Origin of the sequence: Corynebacterium sp. NML 120412 (genome assembly GCF_002285155.1) — a bacterium.
Lineage (GTDB): Bacteria > Actinomycetota > Actinomycetes > Mycobacteriales > Mycobacteriaceae > Corynebacterium > Corynebacterium gottingense.
Genome location: NZ_NSGL01000007.1, coordinates 58,582 through 79,468 on the forward strand (window position 1 = coordinate 58,582; position 20,887 = coordinate 79,468).

General features: G+C 67.2%; 17 protein-coding genes. All 17 read left to right on the forward strand.

Annotation, left to right across the window (positions count from 1 at the left end; all coding sequences use genetic code 11):
• Window positions 1-775 precede the first annotated feature (775 nt).
• On the forward strand, window positions 776-1,210 hold the full coding sequence (gene mraZ / locus CKJ84_RS10920; RefSeq protein ID WP_038591497.1) for a division/cell wall cluster transcriptional repressor MraZ: 435 nt from the start codon (window positions 776-778) through the stop codon (window positions 1,208-1,210).
• 211 nt (window positions 1,211-1,421) lie between these two features.
• Window positions 1,422-2,516: a 16S rRNA (cytosine(1402)-N(4))-methyltransferase RsmH gene (rsmH, locus tag CKJ84_RS10925; RefSeq protein WP_095534975.1), complete on the forward strand. Its 1,095-nt coding sequence runs from the start codon at window positions 1,422-1,424 to the stop codon at window positions 2,514-2,516.
• Between the two features lie 37 nt (window positions 2,517-2,553).
• On the forward strand, window positions 2,554-3,369 hold the full coding sequence (locus CKJ84_RS10930; RefSeq protein WP_143340366.1) for a hypothetical protein: 816 nt from the start codon (window positions 2,554-2,556) through the stop codon (window positions 3,367-3,369).
• A gap of 292 nt (window positions 3,370-3,661) precedes the next feature.
• Window positions 3,662-5,575 (forward strand): peptidoglycan D,D-transpeptidase FtsI family protein, encoded by a 1,914-nt coding sequence (locus CKJ84_RS10935; RefSeq protein WP_369801191.1) that lies wholly within the window; start codon window positions 3,662-3,664, stop codon window positions 5,573-5,575.
• 92 nt (window positions 5,576-5,667) lie between these two features.
• Entirely contained in the window at window positions 5,668-7,197 is a 1,530-nt protein-coding gene (locus tag CKJ84_RS10940; protein WP_095546963.1) for a UDP-N-acetylmuramoyl-L-alanyl-D-glutamate--2,6-diaminopimelate ligase, read from the forward strand.
• Window positions 7,194-8,747, forward strand: a complete 1,554-nt coding sequence (murF, locus tag CKJ84_RS10945; RefSeq protein ID WP_095546964.1) for a UDP-N-acetylmuramoyl-tripeptide--D-alanyl-D-alanine ligase — start codon at window positions 7,194-7,196, stop codon at window positions 8,745-8,747. The genes CKJ84_RS10940 and murF overlap by 4 nt, the downstream gene beginning before the upstream one ends.
• A 98-nt stretch (window positions 8,748-8,845) precedes the next feature.
• The gene (mraY, locus tag CKJ84_RS10950; protein ID WP_095536825.1) at window positions 8,846-9,952 is read left to right on the forward strand and encodes a phospho-N-acetylmuramoyl-pentapeptide-transferase; all 1,107 of its coding nucleotides are present in this window, start codon (window positions 8,846-8,848) and stop codon (window positions 9,950-9,952) included.
• Window positions 9,953-11,362, forward strand: a complete 1,410-nt coding sequence (gene murD / locus CKJ84_RS10955; RefSeq protein WP_095534883.1) for a UDP-N-acetylmuramoyl-L-alanine--D-glutamate ligase — start codon at window positions 9,953-9,955, stop codon at window positions 11,360-11,362.
• A 56-nt stretch (window positions 11,363-11,418) separates the two neighbouring features.
• Window positions 11,419-12,993 carry a putative peptidoglycan glycosyltransferase FtsW gene (locus CKJ84_RS10960; RefSeq protein ID WP_198949276.1) on the forward strand — a complete coding sequence of 525 codons (1,575 nt, stop codon included), beginning with the start codon at window positions 11,419-11,421 and terminating at the stop codon, window positions 12,991-12,993.
• A 38-nt stretch (window positions 12,994-13,031) separates the two neighbouring features.
• Window positions 13,032-14,138, forward strand: coding sequence for a UDP-N-acetylglucosamine--N-acetylmuramyl-(pentapeptide) pyrophosphoryl-undecaprenol N-acetylglucosamine transferase (locus CKJ84_RS10965; protein ID WP_095546965.1), 1,107 nt, complete (start codon window positions 13,032-13,034; stop codon window positions 14,136-14,138).
• Window positions 14,139-14,173: 35 nt separating this feature from the next.
• Window positions 14,174-15,691 carry a UDP-N-acetylmuramate--L-alanine ligase gene (gene murC, locus CKJ84_RS10970; protein ID WP_095278058.1) on the forward strand — a complete coding sequence of 506 codons (1,518 nt, stop codon included), beginning with the start codon at window positions 14,174-14,176 and terminating at the stop codon, window positions 15,689-15,691.
• The gene (locus CKJ84_RS10975; RefSeq protein WP_095546966.1) at window positions 15,692-16,687 is read left to right on the forward strand and encodes a cell division protein FtsQ/DivIB; all 996 of its coding nucleotides are present in this window, start codon (window positions 15,692-15,694) and stop codon (window positions 16,685-16,687) included.
• A gap of 142 nt (window positions 16,688-16,829) precedes the next feature.
• Complete coding sequence (gene ftsZ, locus CKJ84_RS10980; protein WP_095546967.1) at window positions 16,830-18,119, forward strand: cell division protein FtsZ; 1,290 nt, start codon at window positions 16,830-16,832, stop codon at window positions 18,117-18,119.
• A gap of 45 nt (window positions 18,120-18,164) precedes the next feature.
• Window positions 18,165-18,893 (forward strand): peptidoglycan editing factor PgeF, encoded by a 729-nt coding sequence (gene pgeF, locus CKJ84_RS10985; protein ID WP_233125682.1) that lies wholly within the window; start codon window positions 18,165-18,167, stop codon window positions 18,891-18,893.
• On the forward strand, window positions 18,894-19,697 hold the full coding sequence (locus CKJ84_RS10990) for a YggS family pyridoxal phosphate-dependent enzyme (protein ID WP_095536819.1): 804 nt from the start codon (window positions 18,894-18,896) through the stop codon (window positions 19,695-19,697).
• A 123-nt stretch (window positions 19,698-19,820) separates the two neighbouring features.
• A complete protein-coding gene (gene sepF / locus CKJ84_RS10995) occupies window positions 19,821-20,363 on the forward strand; it encodes a cell division protein SepF (RefSeq protein ID WP_095546968.1) in 543 nt (180 codons plus the stop codon).
• Window positions 20,364-20,459: 96 nt separating this feature from the next.
• Window positions 20,460-20,765: a YggT family protein gene (locus CKJ84_RS11000; RefSeq protein ID WP_095546969.1), complete on the forward strand. Its 306-nt coding sequence runs from the start codon at window positions 20,460-20,462 to the stop codon at window positions 20,763-20,765.
• Window positions 20,766-20,887: the final 122 nt, after the last annotated feature.

Genomic DNA, 20,887 nt, shown 5'->3' on the forward strand with positions numbered 1-20,887 from the left:
TAAGAGGGCGACCGTGACGTCTTTGCCTGACCCATAACCCGACCGTTGACCGAGAAGGGCGTTGGCCATAGCTTTCTTCCAGCCAATCGCCGATGCGCTTGTACGGCATGCCTTCAAGAAACTTATCAACTGCTTGCTCCCGGATCTCACGGGGAAAATGCGCGGACATCAGAAACCCTCTCCGCCCCCGGGGACACTCCAACTATTTGTCCGCGGTCCCAAATCCTCGCATCTTCGTCATGGTGATCTCGTCAAACAGGCCCGACCTCACCCCGGCAACGCCCTGGGTCGGCCAGACTTCTGCCCCGGTGGCGCATTACCGGTGTTCCCGCGTGCTCTGGGGGCCACCCACTTCGCCCCACCAGGACGCCCCACTTTCTCCCACTCCGCCACTTGCCCCCACTACAGACGCCGTTCGCGGCGGCTGCGTGCACCCCGGCTCAGCGATTTTCCTGGGCTTTTGCACTTCGGGCGCGTGGAGGGGCTGGAGGGGCGTGTGGTGATGGTGAGGTAGGGGCGTCAAAAAGCGACCCATGTGGCGCCGAGCCCCAACGGGAAGGGGACCGCGCCCCACCGCTAAACGTGCCCGTTGTGCAGGAGAAATGCGCGACGTGAAAAGAATTTTCCCGTGTGGTGTGGCGTTAGTGGGGGAAAGTGGGTTAAAGTGGGCCATGCGTGAAGGCGTGGCGTGCATCTTGACTACGTGTGCGGCACGAATTGGCGCAGAGAAAATTTCAGAGCCGATTCCGAAGGTGAAGGAGAGGTGGGTCGCCGGATGTTTCTGGGAACCTACACTCCCAAGCTGGACGACAAGGGGCGCCTGACGCTGCCCGCGAAGTTCCGAGAGGGGCTCGCGGACGGGTTGATGGTGACCAAGGGGCAGGATCATTCGCTCGCGGTGTATCCGCGGGAGGAGTTCACCGCCAGGGCCAGAAAGGCTGCGGCGGCGTCCCGGACGAACCCGAAGGCGCGCGCGTTCATTCGTAACCTGGCTGCCAGCGCGGATGAGCAGACGCTCGACGGTTCCGGTCGCATCACGTTGTCGCCGGCGCACCGGGAGTACGCCTCCCTGACGAAGGAGTGCGTGGTCATCGGCTCGGTGGATTTTCTCGAGATTTGGGACGCTGAGTCTTGGGCTCAGTACCAAGAAGAGACTGAAGCCGCCTTCTCGGCGGCGGACGATGACGACATTCTCTCCGGTCTGCTGTAGGGCTGACTACCCGGCAGTGGGCGTGTGACTACTGACGGAGAGCGTGTACGGACTCTGTCCGGGGCGTGAAGCGTTCTGGTGTACTTCCCCGACATCAGAACTGCCGCCCCGGGCAGGGCTCTATGCGCTCCCCATTCGTGGGATTTGGGCGATACGAAAGCGGCAAGCGAGACGGAGGGAGGATCCTCGGATGAATGACAACCTTTCGGCGATGGATTACTCCGTCGCGGCTAATCACGGGCATGTGCCGGTGATGCGCGATCGTATGGCCGAACTGCTGGCGCCGGGCGTCGAGAAGCTTGGTGCGAAGGCAGTGCTTATCGACGCCACACTCGGCGCCGGCGGACACACCGAACATTTCCTCCGCACGTTCCCTGATGCGCACGTGATCGGCGTGGACCGTGACCCGAACGCGCTGGCGCAGGCGTCGGAGCGGCTCGCCCCGTTCGGTGATCGCTTCGCCCCCGTGCAGGCGCGCTTCGACGACATGGGTGCGGCAATCGCTGGCGCTGCAGGCCCCGCCTTCGACCTCGTCCGTGAGGTCGGCGTGGCCGGGGCCCTCTTTGACCTGGGCGTGTCATCGATGCAGCTGGACCAGGAGGAGCGCGGGTTTGCGTACCGCGTGGACGCGCCGCTGGATATGCGGATGGACCCCTCGCACGGCATTACTGCCGCTGACGTGCTGAACACGTACAGCCACGGTGACCTGGCGCGGGTGCTCAAGACCTACGGGGACGAGCGCTTCGCGGGCAAGATCGCCTCCGCGGTGCTCAAGGAGCGTGAGCGGGAGCCGTTCACCACCAGCGCCCGACTGGTGGAGTTGCTGTACAACACGATTCCGGCGGCGACCCGGCGCACCGGTGGCCACCCGGCAAAGCGCACCTTCCAGGCGCTTCGCGTCGAGGTCAACGGAGAGCTGGACGCGATCCGCGGCGTGATCCCCGTGGTCACGGACCTGCTCGCGCCTGGCGGACGCGTGGTGTTTATGAGCTACCAGTCCCACGAGGACAAGATCATCAAAGCTGCGTTCCGTGATTTGACCACTTCGAAAACCCCGCCCGGGCTGCCGATGGATTTGCCTGGCACCGCCGCGGAGTTCGCACCGATTACCCACGGTGCGGAGAAGGCTTCCAAAGAAGAAATCGAGCGTAACCCGCGCGCCGCTCCCGTTCGAGTGCGAGGAATAGAGAGACTGTGTGCGGACAACGCCGCACCTGTCTCCGCACCGAACGATTCAGCACCGCAGGAACCGTCACTGCAACGCCCCGCACACCAACTTCCCACCCAACAACTTCCCAACCAGTAGCTGACTCGACTGGACAAGGCCGAAAAGGAATCAGAACATGGGAGCACGAGACTTCACCGCAACAGGATCGACCGACACGCTTGAACGACCAAGCCGCGCCGGCGAATCCGTCGCGCGAGGACGAGCGGGATCGCGCGTGAAGCCGAGCGGGCGCTCCGCAGCGCGCACGACCACGAAGCGCCCCACCCGTACCGGGCACCCGGTCAAGCCGCACGTGCCGCACACCAAGTCGCGCGGCCGCCTCGGCTCGCAGCAGGTGGTCACAGTGCGCGGCCGCCGCGTCGCGGCGCCGGCCGACGCAGCGAAGCGCCGCTTCTCTGTCGTGTCTTCGGTGGGGCTGCCGCTGCTCATCGTCGGCGTCATCATCGCGATGGTGCTGTCCGGCCTGGCCACCAGTCAGTCCTTTGTCATTGAGAAGCTGCAGTCGCAGGAGCGCGATCTGAAGAGCTCGGTGGAAACCCTGAACCGCGACCTCGAGCAGCGTCGCTCCTCCGCTGAGCTGGCGCAAAACGCGGCGGATCAGGGCATGCTCGTCGCCTCAGAGCCGGGCATTGTCGACGTCGCGGCGGACGGCAAGGCCAACACCCGCCGCGAGTTCGACCCGGAGAAGAACGCGAAGGTCATCGACGTCAACAGCGAGAACGCACCCGCTGGCCGCGCTTCCAGTGACAAGAAGGCCACCGCAGAGATCAGCGACGCGCTCACCGCAACCCCGGGTGGCAGCCGCAACGCCGGCCAGCGCTCGCCGGCGGCACCGGCACAGCAGGGGCAGGCAGGACAGTCGGCGCCCCCGGCCCACGCGCAGATTGATAACGTCGCGCCGTACCAACCAAACGTCGCATCAAACTTCTAAGATGAGGTACCTGCACCGGCCAGCTCATCGGTAACAACGCCGGAGAGCCAGGAGGGCTCTGCAAACACAAGGAGGACACGTGGTGGAATCGGGGTCGCGACGGCCACGTGGCTCAGCTGCTCGACAGCCTCAGCGAAAGGGCCCCGGCAAGCGCCGGGGAGGGGGAAGCGTGAAGCTGCCGCGGAGCGCGATGGATCAGCGCAAGCTGACCAACGCCCGCGTCAGTTTCGTGGTGGCCGTATTCCTTATCGTCGCGGCCGTGCTGGTCGCTCGTCTCGCGTGGGTTCAGCTCATGTGGGGCCCGGAGCTGCGCGAGCAGGCGCAGACACAGCGCGCCCGCGTCTACGTCGACCCGGCCCGCCGCGGTGACGTCGTTGATCGCGAGGGCAACCAACTCGCGTACACCATGCAGGCGCGCTCCCTGACGGTGTCTCCGGTCGTGCTGCGCCAGGAGCTGGCGGAGTTGGAGACGTACAAGATGCGCCAGGACGACGTCTCCGAATCCGACATCGAGCAGCAGCTCGACGCTCGCGTCGAGGACCGCCTGCGCCAGATGGCGAACTCGATCCCACTGGCCATTGAGCACCGCGTCGTGCTCCGCGAGCCGGAGGAGGGAGAGGACTCGCTCGACGTGCTGAGCGACCTGGACGGCCTCGAGCTGCCCAAGTCCAGCGGCGCGAAGCCCAGCGCAAAGGCGGGGAACCAGAATGCTGCCGAAAACGCGGGGCCGGATGCCCAAGAAAGTTCGGTCAAGCCGAAGGACATCCTGGACAAGCTGCACTCGGACTCCAACTACGAAGTGCTCGTCCGCAACGTCGACCCAGACGTTGCCGGCGCGCTGGCCCGCACGTTCCACGGCCTTGCCGCGGACAACCAGGACATCCGCCAATACCCGAACGGCGCGATCGGCGAGAACATTATTGGCAAGGTCTCCATGGACGGCCAGGGTCAGTTCGGCCTCGAGGCATCGAGCGATGCCGCGCTGACCGGCATCAATGGCCGCTCCACGGAGGATGTCGCCGCCGGCGGCACCGCGATCCCGGGCACGTTGCGAGACGTCGTCCCCGCCGTCGACGGCGCACGCGTCGAGCTCACCGTGGATCTGGACCTGCAGACCTACGTGCAGCAGACCCTCGAGCAGGCGAAGCGCAACTCCGAGGCAAAGGACGCGCAGGCGGTCGTGCTCGACGCCCACACCGGCGAGGTCCTGGCGATGGCCAACACCGACACGATCGACCCGAACGGCGACTTGAACAAGCAGCTCAAGGAGGGCCGCGACTTTGAAAACAACGCGGTCTCGCACCCGTTCGAGCCGGGCTCGGTGGCCAAGATCATCACCGCTGCTGCCTCGATCGAGGAGGGTACGACCAACCCGGAGGAGGTCCACCAGGTCCCGGGCTCCATCGACATGGCCGGGGTGACGGTCGCAGACGCTTGGCAGCACGACGTCATGCCGTACACCACCGCCGGCATCTTTGGTAAGTCCTCCAACGTGGGCACCCTGCAGCTTGCGCAGCGCCTCGGCGAGGAGCGCTACTGGGACTACCTGCAGCGCTTCGGCCTGGGCAAGACCACGGGCGTCGAGCTGCCCAACGAGTCCGCAGGCATCGTCCCCGTCCTGGAACAGTGGTCCGGCGGCACCTTTGCCAACCTCCCGATCGGCCAGGGAATGAGCTGGACCGCGCTGCAGATGGCCAGCGTGTTCCAGACCCTGGCCAACGGCGGCGAGCGCGTCGAACCGCGCGTGATCAAGCAAGTCACCGGCCCGGACGGCGAGCAGATCGAGCAGCCCGCACCAGCGACCAACCGCGTGGTCAGCGAAGAAACCGCGCGCACCGTCGTCGATATGTTCCGGTCCACCTTCCAGTCCGACCCGGCCGGTGTACAGAACGGTACCGCCCAGGGCAACGAGATCGAGGGCTACCAGCTCTCCGGCAAGACCGGCACTGCGCAGAAGGTCGACCCGGACACGGGCGCGTACTCACAGAGTCAGTACTGGATCACGTTCGCGGGCATCGCGCCTGCCGACGATCCGCGCTTCGTTGTCGCCATCATGCTTGATGAGCCGACGCGCGGCCCCCTCGAAGGCGGCGCCGGCGGCCAGTCCGCCGCGCCGGTGTTCAAGGACATCGCCGCCTGGCTGCTCAACCACGAGAACATCCCGCCGAGCCCGGAGGCGAAGCCGTATGTGCTGCAGCAGCAGTAAGGTGCGTGGTGCAGTGCCCAACGCCTAGTGCCCAGCGCCCGGTCACGACACAACTTAATAGCCAGCAGCAACCGCCAACACAAGGAGGCCACATGAACACCGAAGCACCCACGCTGCAGCACCTCGCGCAGATCGCCGGGGCGCGCGTGGTCAACCCGCCCGCCGACGACACGCAGATCGCCTCGATCAGCCTCGACTCCACCGCGATCGAGCCGGGCGGGCTGTTCGCGGCGCTGCCCGGCGCCCGCGTCCACGGCGCGTCGTTCGCCGAGGGCTCGCAGGCGGGGGCAATGCTTACCGACGCCGCCGGCCTGGACATCATCGCCGCCACCGGAGACGAGCGGCCCGTGCTGGTCGTCGAGGACGTCCGCGCCGTGCTCGGCGAGGTGTCGGCAGAGGTCTACGGGTGGCCGTCGAAAAGCATGCTCCTGCTCGGCGTGACCGGGACCTCCGGCAAGACGACAACGACGTATTTGCTCGAGCGCGGGCTGACCGCTGCGGGGCACAAGGTGGGGCTGATCGGCACGACGGGCACGCGGATTGCGGGGCGCGACGTCCCGTCGAAGCTGACCACCCCGGAAGCGCCGGCGCTGCAGGCGCTGTTTGCGCGGATGCGGGACGAAGGTGTGACCCACGTGGTGATGGAGGTGTCCTCGCACGCGCTGATGCTCGGCCGAGTCGGCGGCACTGATTTCGACGTCGCCGGGTTTACCAACCTGAGCCAGGATCACCTCGACTTCCACCCGACGATGGAGGACTACTTCGAGGCGAAGGCGTTGTTCTTCGACCCGCAATCTCCGTTTGCAGCCAAGAAGAGCGTGGTGTGCGTGGATGACGAGTGGGGCGAGCGGATGGCCCAGCGCGCCGCGCACCCCGTCACCGTGGGGACCCACGGCCAGGAAGGCCTCGACGTGCAGGCCCACCAGGTCTCCGTGGAGGAGAGCGGCGCGCAACACATCGCGCTGACCCACGACGGACACGACTACGAGTTCCGGCTGCCCATGCCGGGCGCGTTCAACGTGGCCAACGCCGCGCTGGCGGTGGGGATGGCCACCACCTGCGGCGTGGCCGCCGAGCCGTTCATCCAGGGGCTCGCCAACGCCGCGGTGCCCGGCCGTATGGAACGCATCGACGCCGGCCAGGACTTTGTCGCGGTCGTGGACTACGCGCACAAGCCAGCCGCGATCGCCGCGGTGCTGCAGACACTGCGCAAGCAAGTTGACGGCCGCGTGGGCATTGTCGTTGGCGCGGGCGGCGACCGCGACTCGTCTAAGCGCGCGATTATGGGCGCGGAGGCCGCCCGCGGCGCGGACTTTGTCGTGGTGGCGGACGATAACCCGCGCACGGAAGATCCCGCCACGATTCGCGCGGCGGTGCGCAAGGGCGCGGAGGACGCCGCAGGAGCAGACACCGAGATCCGGGAGAACGACTCGCGCGCCGGTGCCATTGACGAGCTGGTCGCCTGGGCGCAGCCCGGCGACGCGATCGTGGTGGTTGGCAAGGGCCACGAGGTCGGCCAGATCGTGGGAACCACGACCCACCACTTTGATGACAGAGAAGAGATGCGCCGCGCGCTGGCCGAGCACGGCTACGCGGCGGGAGCCGAGAAGGAGCACGCATGATACCGCTGAGCCTGGCAACAATCGCTGAGATCACCGGCGGGACGCTGAGCCCGGAGGCCGACCCGGACGCGGTGGTCACCGGCAACGTGGAGTTCGACTCGCGCAAGCTAGTCCCCGGCGGCCTGTTCGTTGCGCTCCGGGGCGCGCGGGTGGACGGCCACGACTTCGCCGAGGCGGCGGTGCGCGACGGTGCGGTCGCCGCACTCACCGCGCGCGAGGTTGGCGTCCCCGCCATCATCGTGCCGAAGGTCCCGCCCCGCGAAGGTGACAACTCCGACTTGGCTGCCGGCGACCCGGACGGATCCACCGCGGGCGTCGTCCAGGGCATGAGCAAGCTCGCCGCCTACGTGGCGCGGGAGCTGAGCGCGACCCACAACCTGACCATCGCCGGGGTGACCGGTTCCGCCGGAAAGACGTCGACCAAGGACCTCATGGCCACGCTGCTCACGCGCGCTGGAGAGACGGTAGCGCCCCCGGGGTCGTTTAATAATGAGATCGGTCACCCCTACACGGTGCTGCGCTGCACTGAAGACACGGACTTTTTGGTCGCGGAGATGTCCGCACGCGGCATCGGGCACATCGCCCACCTGGCCAAGATCGCCCCGCCACAGATCGGCGTGGTGCTCAACGTCGGCTCCGCCCACATTGGCGAGTTCGGATCGCGCGAGAACATCGCCCTGGCCAAGGGCGAGCTCGTGGAGGCGCTGCCGTCGGCGGAAGAAGGCGGCGTGGCGGTCCTTAACGCGGACGACGACCTTGTCTCCGCCATGGCGTCGCGCACCAACGCGCGAGTCGTCACTTTTTCCACGCGCCCGCGTGGCGGCGATTTCTACGCCACCGACATCACCCTGGACGCCATCGCTCGCGCGTCCTTCGTCCTGCACTGCCCGGACGCGGAACCCCAGCGCGTCTCGCTCGGGGTCTTCGGTGCCCACCAGGTGTCCAACGCGCTGGCCGCCGCGGCGGTCGGCGTCCAGGCCGGGCTCGACGCGGCCCAGGTGGCCGAGGCACTCAGCGCCGCCCGCTCCGTGTCGGTCAACCGCATGGACGTGAACACGCGCGATGACGGCGTCACCGTGATCAACGACGCCTACAACGCCAACCCAGAATCCATGCGCGCCGGCATCGCGGCGCTGGGCTACACCGCTGCCGCCCGCCCCGGGGTGCGCTCCGTCGCGGTGCTCGGCGAGATGGGGGAGCTGGGCAACGACGCGGTCGCCGCCCACGCCGCCCTCGCCGAGGAACTCGGGCGCTACCACGTCACCCACCTCATCGCCGTCGGACATACCGCGCCGATTGAGGCGCTGCTGCTCGGGTCGCAACAACACGGCATCCAGGCCCAACAGGTCGCGGATGCGCAGGAGGCCACCGCCGCCGTGCGACGGCTGCTGTCCGCCGCGCCGCCGGGCGAGTCGGGCTGGGAACACCGCGCCGATCGCGACGTGGTGCTGGTGAAGGCCTCCAACGCGGTCAAGCTGTGGAGGGTCGCCGAGGAACTTCTGGCGGGTCATCGCTTAAGGGACGACCAACGCAATTATCCTCGTAGCTGATCTGTCTTCGTCGCCGTAGGTGGCGGGTGGGCGTCGATAAGCATGCGTCCAGCGCTCAACAACTCAACAGTAAAAATTTCTAGCAAGGTTGCACTTCAATGGTTCAAGTCTTAAGCGCAGGGATTATCAGCTTCCTCGTGGCCATTTTCCTGACGCCCGTGCTCATTCGGTATTTCCACCGGCGGGCCATGGGGCAGGAGATCCGTGAGGACGGCCCGCAGTCCCACGCGCGCAAGCGCGGCACGCCGACGATGGGCGGTATCGCGATCCTCGTTGCCATTACCGTCAGCTACATTCTCAGCTCGCTGATCGCGCTGTTTACCGGGCACGAGGCGTTCACCGCCAGCGGCCTCATCGTGCTTGGACTGACCCTGTCGCTCGGCCTCGTTGGGTTTGCGGACGACGGCATCAAGCTGTTCATGCACCGCAACCTGGGCCTGAACAAGACCGCGAAGCTGGTAGCGCAGCTGGCCATCGCGCTCACCTTTGGCATTCTCATCTTGCAGTTCCCGGACAACGAGGGGCTGACCCCCGGCTCAACCGCGCTGAGCTTCGTGCGAGACATTGAAACGATCGACCTGGCGGTCGGCGGCGGCGTCCTCGGCACGCTTGTCTTCCTCGTGTTCATCTACATCCTGCTCGCGGCCTGGTCCAACGCGGTCAACCTCACCGACGGCCTCGACGGTCTCGCCTCGGGCACGACCGCACTGGTGATGTCCGCGTACGTGGCCATCACGTTCTGGCAGTTCCGTAACTCCTGCTCGCTGTCCGCAACCCCCGGCTGCTACGCGGTCCGCGACCCGCTCGACCTGGCCATCCTCGCCGCCGCCGGCTTTGGTGCCTGCATCGGCTTCCTGTGGTGGAACGCGGCGCCGGCCAAGATCTTCATGGGTGACACCGGATCGCTCGCGCTCGGCGGACTGGTTGCGGGGCTCTCCGTGGCCTCTCGCACCGAGCTGCTCATGATCGTGGTTGGCGCGCTGTTTGTCATGGAGGCAGGCTCTGTGGTCATCCAGGTCGCGTCGTACAAGACGACCGGCAAGCGCGTGTTCCGCATGGCGCCGTTCCACCACCACTTTGAAAACGGCGGTTGGGCCGAGACCACCGTGGTGGTTCGCTTCTGGATCATCTCCGCTATGGCCGTCGCGCTCGGTCTCGCGCTGTTCTACGGCGAGTGGCTCACGCAAGACGGGGTGAGCGCGTAAATGGCCTCCCAGATGCAGGGGCACATGCTTATCGACGCCCCCGTGCTCGTCGCCGGAGCCGGCGTCTCCGGCCTCGGCGCGGCCCGCATGCTCTCCGCCCTTGGGGTGGAGTACACGGTCGCGGATGACAGCGCGGCTGGCCGCGACGCGGTCCGCGATGCCACCGGCGCTCCCGTCATCACGACCGCGGAGGCGGCCGAGCGCTTCGCCAACTTTGCCACCGTGGTGACGTCCCCCGGCTGGCGCCCGGACACCCCGCTCCTTGTGGAGGCCGCTCAGGCCGGCCTCGAGGTCATCGGGGACGTGGAACTGTGCTTCCGGCTCGACCGCGCGGGCGCGTTCGGCGCACCGCGCGATTGGCTGGTGGTCACTGGCACGAACGGCAAGACCACCACCACCGGCATGCTCGCCTCCATCATGACGCAGTGCGGGAGAGACACCGGCAAGCGTGCGCAGGCCTGCGGCAACATCGGCGTGGCCGTCGCAGACGCGCTGCTGGCCGAGGAACGCGTCGACGTGCTGGTGGCGGAGCTCTCCAGCTTCCAGCTGCACTGGTCCAGCCAGCTCGTCCCCGATGCGGGCGTGCTGCTCAACCTCGCGGACGACCACCTGGATTGGCACGGATCCTTTGCCAACTACGCGTCCGACAAGGCGAAAGTGCTGCGCGCGCCCAGCGCAGTCGCCGGCGCAGACGACCCGGAAGTGACCAAACTGGTGGCGGCAACCGGCCGAGACGACGTCATCGGCTTCACGCTGCGTGCCCCCGAGCCCGGGCAGGTCGGCGTGGAGGGCGGTCGGCTGGTCTCTCGCTGGAAGAGCGACGATCCCGCGGACCTCGCTTCCGCCACGCGCATCCAGCCCCCGGGGGCCGCGGGCGTGCTCGACGCCGCCGCCGCGGCGGCGGTGGCGCTCACCCAGGGTGCGACGCCCGCCCACATCCAGGACGGGTTGGACGCGTACCGCGTGGCCGACCACCGCGGCGCCGTCGTCCACAGTGGTGGGGGCGTGGATTGGGTGGACAACTCCAAGGCCACCAACCCGCACGCCGCCCACTCCGCGCTGTCGGGCGCGGGCACCGTCGTGTGGGTCGCGGGCGGACAGCTCAAGGGCGCAAGCGTGGACGAGCTCATCCACGAGCACTCCGCACAGTTCCGCGCTGTGGCGCTCATGGGGACAGACCGCGAAATCCTGCGCGACGCGCTGCAGCGGCTCGCCCCGCAGGTGCCCATATTTGTCACGGAGAGCACCGACCCGGCCGAAGCGATGGACAACGTGGTTGAGTTCGCAGCTTCCGTAGCGCAGCCTGGGGATTCCGTGTTATTAGCCCCGGCTGCTGCAAGTTTGGATATGTATTCCGGAATGTCAGCGCGTGGCGACGAATTTCGCGCCGCAGCAATGAGACACTGCTAACACGAGTAACACGAACCACGCTGGTTGAAACGACGAAAGGCCACAGGACGCATTCGATGACGCTGAAACCAGACAATCACAGGAGGTCGGAGCGCCCGGCCGGGGCGACTCGCGGGCGCCGCCCCGCCGAGCGCTCCAGCGCCGCGGTCCGACAGGAGTCCCGACTTGGCAACGCCTCGCGTCGCCTGGGCGAGTTCATGGATTCGCGCCCCCTGCTGGATTACACCATGATCCGCACTGTGGTGCTCGTCCTCGCCGGCCTCGGCGTCGTGATGGTGCTCAGCTCATCCATGGCCATGTCGGTGGCGAACAACCAGGCGCCGTGGAGCATCGCACTGCGCCAGCTCCTCATGGTCATCGGCGGCCTGATCGCTTTTTGGGCCGCGCTGAAGATCCCGCCGTCCCGTTTGCACAAGCTCAGCGTCGTGCTCATGTGGTTGGCGGTTCTCCTGCTCATCGCGGTGCTTACGCCGCTGGGCACGGGTAAGGAATCGGTGGGCTCGCAGTCCTGGCTCGAGCTCGGGCCGCTGCGCTTGCAGCCCTCGGAGCTCGCCCGCATCGCCATTGCAATCTGGGGCGCACAAGAGGTGGCCAACAAGGACGCGACGCGCCCGCTGCAGGCCGGAACCGGAACGCTGCGTTTCACCGTCGTCTCGGTCACCTGCCTAGCGCTGATCGCGGCGCAGGGCGACTTCGGCATGGCGGTCTCGTTCGCGCTCGTTGTCGCGTTCATCCTGCTCTTCGCGGGCATCTCGTGGCGCACGATCGGCATCTTTGCCGGCATCGGCGCGATCTTCCTCTTCAGTCAGTTCGCGGCGGGCGGCTTCCGTTCCAACCGCTTCCACGTCTACTTCGACGCGCTCCTCGGTCACTTCGAGGACACGCGCGGCATCGCGTTCCAGTCGCACCAGGGCTTTCTTTCGCTTGCCGACGGTGCCCTCTTCGGCGTCGGACTCGGCCAATCTCGCGCCAAGTGGTTCTACCTCCCGGAGGCGCAAAATGACTTCATCTTCGCCGTCATCGGTGAGGAGCTTGGCTTGTGGGGCGGCGCGCTGGTGATCTGCCTGTTCGCCATGCTCGGCTACTTCGGCCTGCGGGCCGCGCGCCGCGCGCAGACGCAGGAGCAGCGGCTCATGGCTGCCTCGCTGGCGGCCGCTGTGGTCTCCCAGGCGTTCATTAACATCGGCTACGTCGTCGGCCTCCTGCCCGTGACCGGCATCCAGCTGCCGATGCTCTCCGCGGGTGGCACGTCCGCGGTGATCACGTTCGGCGCCATGGGCGTGCTCGCCTCGGTGGCGCGCCACGAGCCGGATGCGGTTTCCGCGATGCAGAACTACGGGCGTCCGCTCTTTGACCAACTGTTGTTGATTGGGGAGCCGCGGCCCGTCGATAAGCAAGGCACCCCGCGCCCGAAAACCACATCGCGCAAGCGCGAAGGGTCGCGCTCGGGGCGCGTCGTTCGACCGAACCAGCGCGACGCGCGCTTCGGCACACCCGTCACGGCGCGCGGCGCGGCGGGGTCCGGTCGCCGCACCGACGACGAACGAGGTCGCCCGAGCAGGCGCCGCGAGCAGGCGCGCTACGATGAACCACGAAACAGCGCTCGCAGGGGCGAGCGCCGGGCCGGCTAACGCTGCCGGTCAGCGACGTGAAAGGCGGAAATACGGCAATGGCTGAAACGCACGACGGAGACGGTACCCAGCTCAATGTGGTGGTAGCCGGCGGCGGCACTGCGGGCCACATCGAGCCCGCCCTCGCGGTCGGCGAGGTCCTGCGCGACACCTATGGCGCGCGCGTCGTCGCTCTGGGCACGGAGAAGGGGTTGGAGACGACCATTGTGCCCGCGCGAGGATTCGAGCTCGAGCTCATTGACCCGGTGCCGATGCCCCGCAAGCAGCCGCTGAAGTGGGCGGGCATCCCGCTGAAGCTGCGCCGCGCAGTGCGTCAAACCGCGGACATCATGAAGGAGAGCGGCGCGGACGTGGTCTTCGGCACCGGCGGATACGTCGCCGGTCCCGCGTACCTGGCCGCGCGCCAGCTGCGTCTGCCGTTCTTTGTCCTGGAGACCAACGCGCTGGCCGGTATGGCGAACAAGCTCGGCGTGCGACTCGGCGGCATTGGGCTCAACGCCGTGCCGAACTCGGGCATGGCCGGCGACGTCGTCGGGATCCCCGTGCGCCCGGGCGTGGGAGACGACCCGGACGGGGCGAAGGCCGGGCGCGGATACAAGATGTGGGACCTGGACCCCAACACGAAGACGGTCCTGGTCACCGGCGGTTCCCAGGGCGCGGTGAACATTAACCGCGCGCTTGCCGGCGCGGTGGAGCGGATCACCGGCGCTGGGTTCCAGGTCCTGCACGCGTACGGCCGGAAGAACGACGCCCCCGCGACCATGGATGGCTACACGGCCGTGCCGTACATCGACGATATGGAGGCCGCGTACGCTGTCGCGGACCTCGTGGTCTGCCGTTCCGGCGCAATGACCGTGGCTGAAAACTCCGCCGCAGGACTGCCCGCGATCTACATCCCGCTGCCGCACGGCAACGGCGAGCAGGGACTCAACTCCGCGCACCTTGTTGCCACCGGGGCCGCAGTGCGTATCGACGACGCGTCGCTCACCCCCGACGTACTCGCCGAAGAAGTCCTGGGCATCCTGGGCAGCCCGGACCGCTACCAAGAGATGCGCAGCGCCCTCGAAACCTCGGGCGCTGGCAACGTGGCTGAAGAACTCGCGCGGCGCATCACCAAGGCCGCCGCCCGCAGCGCGCACCAATAGCCCCGCCGACTCACCCGATTAGAAGGAGACCCCCAATGACGCCGACGACTACCCCGGGCGCTTCCGACCCGGCCGAGACCCCAATCGACCTCTCCCGCGTCCACCTCATCGGCATCGGCGGCGCCGGCATGTCCGGCGTGGCCCACATCCTGCTCGACCGCGGCTCCGTGGTCACCGGTTCGGACGTGAAGGAGTCGCGCCCGGTCCGCGCGCTGCGCCTGCAGGGCGCGGAGGTGGCCATCGGCCACGCGCGCGAAAACCTCGAGCTTTCCGCTGAGCTCCCGACCGTCGTGGTGACCAGCTTCGCCGCGATCCCCAAGGACAACCCGGAGTTGGTGCGCGCCGCAGAGGAGGGAATCCCGGTGATCCGCCGCTCCGACCTGCTTGGCGAGCTCATGGAGGGCTACACCCAGGTGCTCCTCGCCGGGACGCACGGCAAGACGTCCACCACGTCCATGGCGGTGGTGGCGCTGCAGGCGGCCGGGGTGGACCCCTCCTTCGCCATTGGCGGTCAGCTCAACCGCGCCGGCACGAACGCCCACCACGGAGCCGGCGACGTGTTCGTGGCCGAGGCGGACGAGTCGGACGCGTCGCTGCTTCGCTACAAGCCGAACGTCGCGGTGATTACCAACATCGAGCCCGACCACCTCGACTTCTTCAAAACCCACGAGGCGTACTTCCAGGTCTTCGACGACTTCGCCGACCGCGTCCAGCCCGGCGGCCACCTCGTGGTCTGCCTGGACGACCCGCACGCAGCCGAGTGCGGTGAGCGCGCCGCCGCCCGGGGCGTGAACGTGCTTGGCTACGGCACCGCGGAGGCCGTCGCGGCCCACCCCGACGTCCCCGCCGGCGCCGTGATCACCGAGGAAACGGTGGAAGGCTCCTACGTCACGACGACTGTGGAGCTGAACGTGCCCGAACACACCGCCACGGTGCGCTATCAGCTCAGTGTCCCGGGCCGCCACATGGTGCTCAACTCCGCGGCCGCGCTGCTCGCTGGCGTGCTTGCCGGCGCCGACCCGGAGAAGCTGGGGGAGGGGCTCACCGACTTTTCCGGCGTGCGCCGCCGCTTCGAGTTCCGCGGCCAGGTCGAGGGCGGCGACTTCGACGGCGTGCGCGTCTACGATGACTACGCCCACCACCCGACCGAGGTCAACGCGGTGCTCACCGCCGCGCGCGACAAGGTGACCACCGAGGGCAACGGCGCGCGCGTCATCGTCTGCTTCCAGCCGCACCTCTACTCCCGCACCGAAGCCTTCGCCGAGGAGTTTGCCCAGGCCCTTTCGCTTGCCGACGCCTGCGTCGTCCTCGACATCTACGGAGCCCGAGAAACCCCCGTGGAGGGTGTAACCTCGCGGATCATCACCGACCGCATCGCGGACGGGACCGAGGTCCGCTTGGAGCCCGACTTCTCTGCGGCGCCGCGGACGGTGGCGTCCCTGACGAAGCCGGGCGACCTCGTGCTGACGATGGGTGCGGGCAGCGTGACGCTGCTCGCGCCGGAGATCCTCCGCGAGCTCTCGGGAAACGCGACGCCGGGCGCGGAGGCCTAAATGTCCACCGTGATCGGCAGTTCCGGCACCCCGGACCCGGAGGAGCCCCAAGACACTCAAGATGCCCAAGATCCGCAAGACTCGCAAGATTCAGACGACTCGCGCGAGGAGCCGCAGATCCCGGAGGTCGACGGCGACGTTGACCCCGCGGACGAGGGTGAGCTCGACCCGGAGGAGTGGGACGAGACCGAGCCGGAGCCGGAGCCCGAGCCGGGTGAGACATCCAGCCACGTACACGCGCGTGCCCAAGAGACGACCGCTGCGCCGCGCGCCGAAGCGGCAGCCGAGGAGCCGCCGGCACCGGTCGACGACGCGGCGTCGCGCGCCAAGCGCATGCGGAGGCGTCGTCGCGCCGTTGGCTCCGTGGGCCTCGCCGTTGTGGTCATCGGCGTCGTGGGCGCGATCATGCCGTTTACCCCGATGATGCCGGTCCACGGGATCAACGTGGACGGCACCCAGAACCTCAGCGTCGGCGAAGTCCAGGACCTCACGGGGATCGAGCCGGAGACGCCGATGGGCCGGGTGGACGTGCAGGGTGCCGCGCAGCGCGTCGCCGGGAACCCGTGGGTGAGCTCCGTGACGGTCAAGCGCGACTGGCCGAGCGCCATCGATGTCGTGGTGGACGAGCACAAGCCGGTCGCGTTTGTCACCGAGGATGACGGCGCGCACTTGATCGACGACGAAGGCAAGGACTTCATTGTCGCCGAGCCCCCGGCGGGCGCGATGGAGCTGGTTGGGCCCGGAATCGGTGATGAGGAGGGGAAGCGGCACGCGGTGGAGATCGCGGCGTCGATAAGCGATAAAGCCCGTGGCGAGGTCGAGTCTTTGGAGGCGCGCGGGCCGTACGAGTACGTGCTGCACGTAGCCGGCGGGCGGCAAGTGACGTGGGGTGCTGCGGAGGACAACATAAATAAGGCGCTCGCGCTTGAGACCGTGCTGCAACTGGAGGGCACGGAGTTCAATATCTCGAACCCGGAACTCGTCACGTCGCGGTAAAACCCCAGGTCAAAACTCTAAAGTAGAGGTTGAGGGTCGTGACACGCCGGGGGAGAAAACAAAAATCTCCGTTGCGTCATTCATGATGGAACGCGTTAGAAAGAAACCACTCCTCACTGTTTGAAAGGCGAGTCACCACACCATGACCTCTCCCGCGAACTACCTCGCCATGATCCGCGTTGTCGGTGTCGGCGGCGGTGGCGTCAACGCCGTCAACCGCATGATCGAAGAAGGCCTGAAGGGCGTCGAATTCGTCGCCATTAACACCGACTCGCAGGCGCTGCTGTTTACGGATGCCGATACGAAGCTGGACATCGGCCGCGAAGCCACTCGTGGCCTCGGCGCGGGTGCGAACCCGGAGGTTGGCCGTACTTCCGCGGAGGACCACAAGCAGGAGATCGAGGAGTCGCTGAAGGGCTCCGACATGGTGTTCGTGACCGCCGGCGAGGGCGGCGGCACCGGCACCGGTGCGGCCCCGGTCGTCGCCGGCATTGCCAAGAAGATGGGCGCCCTGACCATCGGCGTGGTCACCCGCCCGTTCACCTTTGAGGGCAAGCGCCGCACCCGCCAGGCACTCGAGGGCATCGAGGCGCTCAAGGAGGTCTGCGACACCGTCATCGTCATCCCGAACGACCGCCTGCTGCAGCTGGGCGAGGCGGAGCTGTCCATGATGGACGCGTTCCGCGCCGCCGATGAGGTGCTCTACAACGGTGTGCAGGGTATTACCAACCTGATCACCATCCCAGGCATGATCAACGTCGACTTCGCCGACGTGCGCTCTGTCATGGCCGACGCCGGCTCCGCGCTCATGGGCGTCGGCTCCGCGCGCGGCGACAACCGCGTGATGACCGCGACCGAGCAGGCCATCAACTCCCCGCTGCTCGAGGCCACCATGGAGGGCGCTAAGGGCGTGCTGATCTCCGTCGCCGGCGGCTCGGACCTCGGCCTGATGGAGGTGAACAACGCGGCTTCCATCGTCGAGGGCAAGGCCGACGAGGACGCGAACATTATCTTCGGCACGATCATCGACGACAACCTGGGCGACGAGGTCCGCGTGACCATCATCGCCACCGGCTTTGACGAGAAGGCCAACGTGCGTGCCGAGGCCACCCGCCAGGGCGAGCCGCAGATCCAGACCGCCCAGGCGCAGTCCGGCTCCAGCGCGGCACAGATCGACGGCGCCTCCTCGGCCACCCCGGCCCCGTCCCGCGGCTCGCTATTCGACGACCGCGCGGTGGAGACCAACCAGCCCGAGCCCAGCCAGCGTGGCTACGAGGACCGCCAGCCGCGCCACAGCTACGATTCGCAGCGAGGCGGCCTGTTCACCAGCTCCGACCGTAGCTACAGCGACCGCGGCGAGGCCCGTCGCGACGATCGCGACAACCGCGGCGACGACGATTTCGATCTCGACGTCCCCGATTTCCTGCGCTAACCACCAGCGCTCGCCCGGCCGCGTGAGCCGGGTAGCCTGGTTGGCATGGAAAACCTGACAACCCGCCCCGTCCGCATGGTGTTTACCTCCCGTGCCGGCGGGGCTTCTGCGTCCCCGTACGACAGCTTCAACCTCGCGCTCCACGTCGGGGACGACGAAGCGCAGGTGCATGCTAATCGACGCCGCCTCGCCACCATCCTCGACCTCCCCGAAGAGCACTTCGTGTGGATGGAACAGCTCCACACCAACTCCGTCACCGTGGTCGACGGCCCCCAGGCCGACCCCGTCGAAGCGACCGACGCTCTCGTCACCACCCAGACCGGACTGGCGTTGTGCGTGCTGGTCGCGGACTGTACTCCGGTGCTGCTTTCGGACCACGACGCCGGCGTCATCGCCGCCGTCCACGCGGGCCGGTTGGGCGCGCGCAATGGCATCGTGGCACGCACCGTGCAGCAGATGGTGGAGCTGGGGGCGAAGCCGGCCAATATCCAAGCTCTTTTGGGACCGGCCGCGGCGGGCGAGTCCTACGAGGTCCCCGCGGAGATGGCGGACGACGTGGAAGCGCACCTGCCGGGCGCCCGTTGCGCCACGAGCAAGGGGACGGCGGGCCTGGACATCCGTGCCGGTATCGTGCGCCAACTGCTCTCGCTGGGCGTGACGCACATCGACGCCGACCCGCGCGACACCATTACGGACGAGTCCTTCTTCTCTCACCGCCGCGAGGGCACGACGGGGCGTCAGGCCGGCGTGATTTGGCTGACGGGGGCGAAATAAATGACTGAGCAACTCGCCGGGCAACATGCCGAGCAACAGCACGGCGACCTCAGCGCGGCGCAGCTGCGCGAGAACCTCGAGGCGGTGCGAGAGCGGATCCGCGCTGCGGAACGCGCAGCCAACCGCGAGCCGGGAAGCGTGGCGCTCCTGCCGGTGACCAAGTTCCACGGTGCTGGAACAGTCGAAGCGCTCGCCGCCGCCGGGGTCCGCCTGGTGGGGGAGAACCGTGAGCAGGAGGCGCGCGCGAAGGCGGAAACGCTCGCCACCGACGGCGTGGACTGTGGGATAGTCATGATCGGCCAAATCCAATCCAAGAAGGCTAACGCCGTGGCCCGATGGGCGTCCGAGGTCCACTCGGTGGACTCCGTCAAGCTCGCCCGGGGGCTGGACCGCGGGATGGCGCTCGCGATCGAGCGCGGCGACCGCCGGGACGGCGCCGGAGACGTGCTGCGCTGCTTGGTGCAGGTGTCCGCCGACGGCGACACCAGCCGCGGCGGCGTCGCGCTGGATGGCGCGTCATTCGGCGGCGTCGCTGCGGAGGAGACGGTCTCGGACGTTGTCGGGGCCGTCGAGGACGCGGAACACCTCGTCTTTGACGGTTTCATGGTCGTGCCGCCGCTGGACGCCGAACCAGGCGAAGTGTTCGCGCTCGTCCGCCAGCTGACGGACGAGTGGTCGGCCAAGCTGGGGCGCACGCTGCGGATGTCGGCCGGGATGTCCGGCGACTTCGAGCTCGCTATTGCGCACGGCTCAGACGTGGTGCGTGTCGGAACAGCTGTGGTTGGTCCGCGGCCCGTAGGCTAAGCGCGAACCTTACAAATAACACGCCCGGTATTTGTCCGGTCTTTGTCCCGGTTTGGCCTCGATCTGAGCAGCATTGGGCAGTACAAGGGGCACTTTAAGCACCGCAATCAAGGAGCACGATCAATGTCTATTTTTGACAGCGCGAAGGAATTCCTCGGCCTCGGCCCCTACGGCGAGGACGACGCCTACTACGACGACGCATACGACCGTGATGACCGTGATGACCGTGTTGGCACGGACATGCGCGACGATCGCGGTGATCGCCGTGCTCAGTCGGCCCACGCTGCGCATGAGGTCCGGGACGTCCGTGATGTTGAGCCGTCGCGTGCGCACCGTTACTCCTCCGCAACCGGCCGCGATTATGCCGAGGCCCGCGTGCGCCGCGACGCCCAGGTCGTAATCCCGATGCTGCACTCGTACCAGGACGCAAAGCAGGTGGGCGAGCCGTTCCGCGATGGCAACATTGTGATCATGGACCTGACCAGCCTGAGCAAGGTGCAGGCGAAGGCGTTCATCGACTTCTCCTCCGGCCTGTGCATGGCGCTGCGGGGCACGATGCACAACCTGACGTCGCGTCTTGACGTCGACCGTCGCGTCTTCGCCATCGTGCCCGATGGGGTCGACGTCGATGAGCAGGACTTGCAGCGTCGAGCGCACCTGGTCTAGCCGGTGTCTAGCCGGTAGGTGTCTAGCCGGTAGGACGTGACACGCGCGGGGTAGCGGTTGCACCCCGCGCGTTTTGCTATAGGTATGGTGGCTCACGTGGCAATTTTCGGAGCAATACTGTACGCCCTCGTTGGCCTCTATTCGTTCGTGGTGATCGTCCGCGTCATTATTGAAATGGTGGAAAGCTTTTCCCGGCACTTCGACCCGCCCCACTGGTTCATGGTTGCTGGGGAGGCGATCTTTGTGGTGACGGATCCCCCGGTGAAGGCACTGCGGAGGATGATCCCGCCGTTGCGGATGTCCAACGGCATCGGTTTTGACCTCAGCGTGATCGTGCTGTTTGTCGTCCTCGTCGTGGTGCAGATGGTAATTCGCGCCACCCTCATTACTCCGTTTGTCTGAGAGTGGAAACCTGCAGCTCAACCGGAGGTAGAGATCCTTGAATAAGTGCGATTTTACCCCGCTTTTTGCGCTTCACTCGACACAGACCGCGTGTTCACGTGTATAAATAGATTGACTCGACG

Excerpts from the sequence above, each read along its gene's own strand:
- mraZ (WP_038591497.1), top strand. The coding sequence starts at position 776 with ATGTTTCTGGGAACCTACACTCCCAAGCTGGACGACAAGGGGCGCCTG.
- rsmH (WP_095534975.1), top strand. The coding sequence starts at position 1,422 with ATGGATTACTCCGTCGCGGCTAATCACGGGCATGTGCCGGTGATGCGC.
- CKJ84_RS10930 (WP_143340366.1), top strand. The coding sequence starts at position 2,554 with ATGGGAGCACGAGACTTCACCGCAACAGGATCGACCGACACGCTTGAA.
- CKJ84_RS10935 (WP_369801191.1), top strand. The coding sequence starts at position 3,662 with ATGTGGGGCCCGGAGCTGCGCGAGCAGGCGCAGACACAGCGCGCCCGC.
- CKJ84_RS10940 (WP_095546963.1), top strand. The coding sequence starts at position 5,668 with ATGAACACCGAAGCACCCACGCTGCAGCACCTCGCGCAGATCGCCGGG.
- murF (WP_095546964.1), top strand. The coding sequence starts at position 7,194 with ATGATACCGCTGAGCCTGGCAACAATCGCTGAGATCACCGGCGGGACG.
- mraY (WP_095536825.1), top strand. The coding sequence starts at position 8,846 with ATGGTTCAAGTCTTAAGCGCAGGGATTATCAGCTTCCTCGTGGCCATT.
- murD (WP_095534883.1), top strand. The coding sequence starts at position 9,953 with ATGGCCTCCCAGATGCAGGGGCACATGCTTATCGACGCCCCCGTGCTC.
- CKJ84_RS10960 (WP_198949276.1), top strand. The coding sequence starts at position 11,419 with ATGACGCTGAAACCAGACAATCACAGGAGGTCGGAGCGCCCGGCCGGG.
- CKJ84_RS10965 (WP_095546965.1), top strand. The coding sequence starts at position 13,032 with ATGGCTGAAACGCACGACGGAGACGGTACCCAGCTCAATGTGGTGGTA.
- murC (WP_095278058.1), top strand. The coding sequence starts at position 14,174 with ATGACGCCGACGACTACCCCGGGCGCTTCCGACCCGGCCGAGACCCCA.
- CKJ84_RS10975 (WP_095546966.1), top strand. The coding sequence starts at position 15,692 with ATGTCCACCGTGATCGGCAGTTCCGGCACCCCGGACCCGGAGGAGCCC.
- ftsZ (WP_095546967.1), top strand. The coding sequence starts at position 16,830 with ATGACCTCTCCCGCGAACTACCTCGCCATGATCCGCGTTGTCGGTGTC.
- pgeF (WP_233125682.1), top strand. The coding sequence starts at position 18,165 with ATGGAAAACCTGACAACCCGCCCCGTCCGCATGGTGTTTACCTCCCGT.
- CKJ84_RS10990 (WP_095536819.1), top strand. The coding sequence starts at position 18,894 with ATGACTGAGCAACTCGCCGGGCAACATGCCGAGCAACAGCACGGCGAC.
- sepF (WP_095546968.1), top strand. The coding sequence starts at position 19,821 with ATGTCTATTTTTGACAGCGCGAAGGAATTCCTCGGCCTCGGCCCCTAC.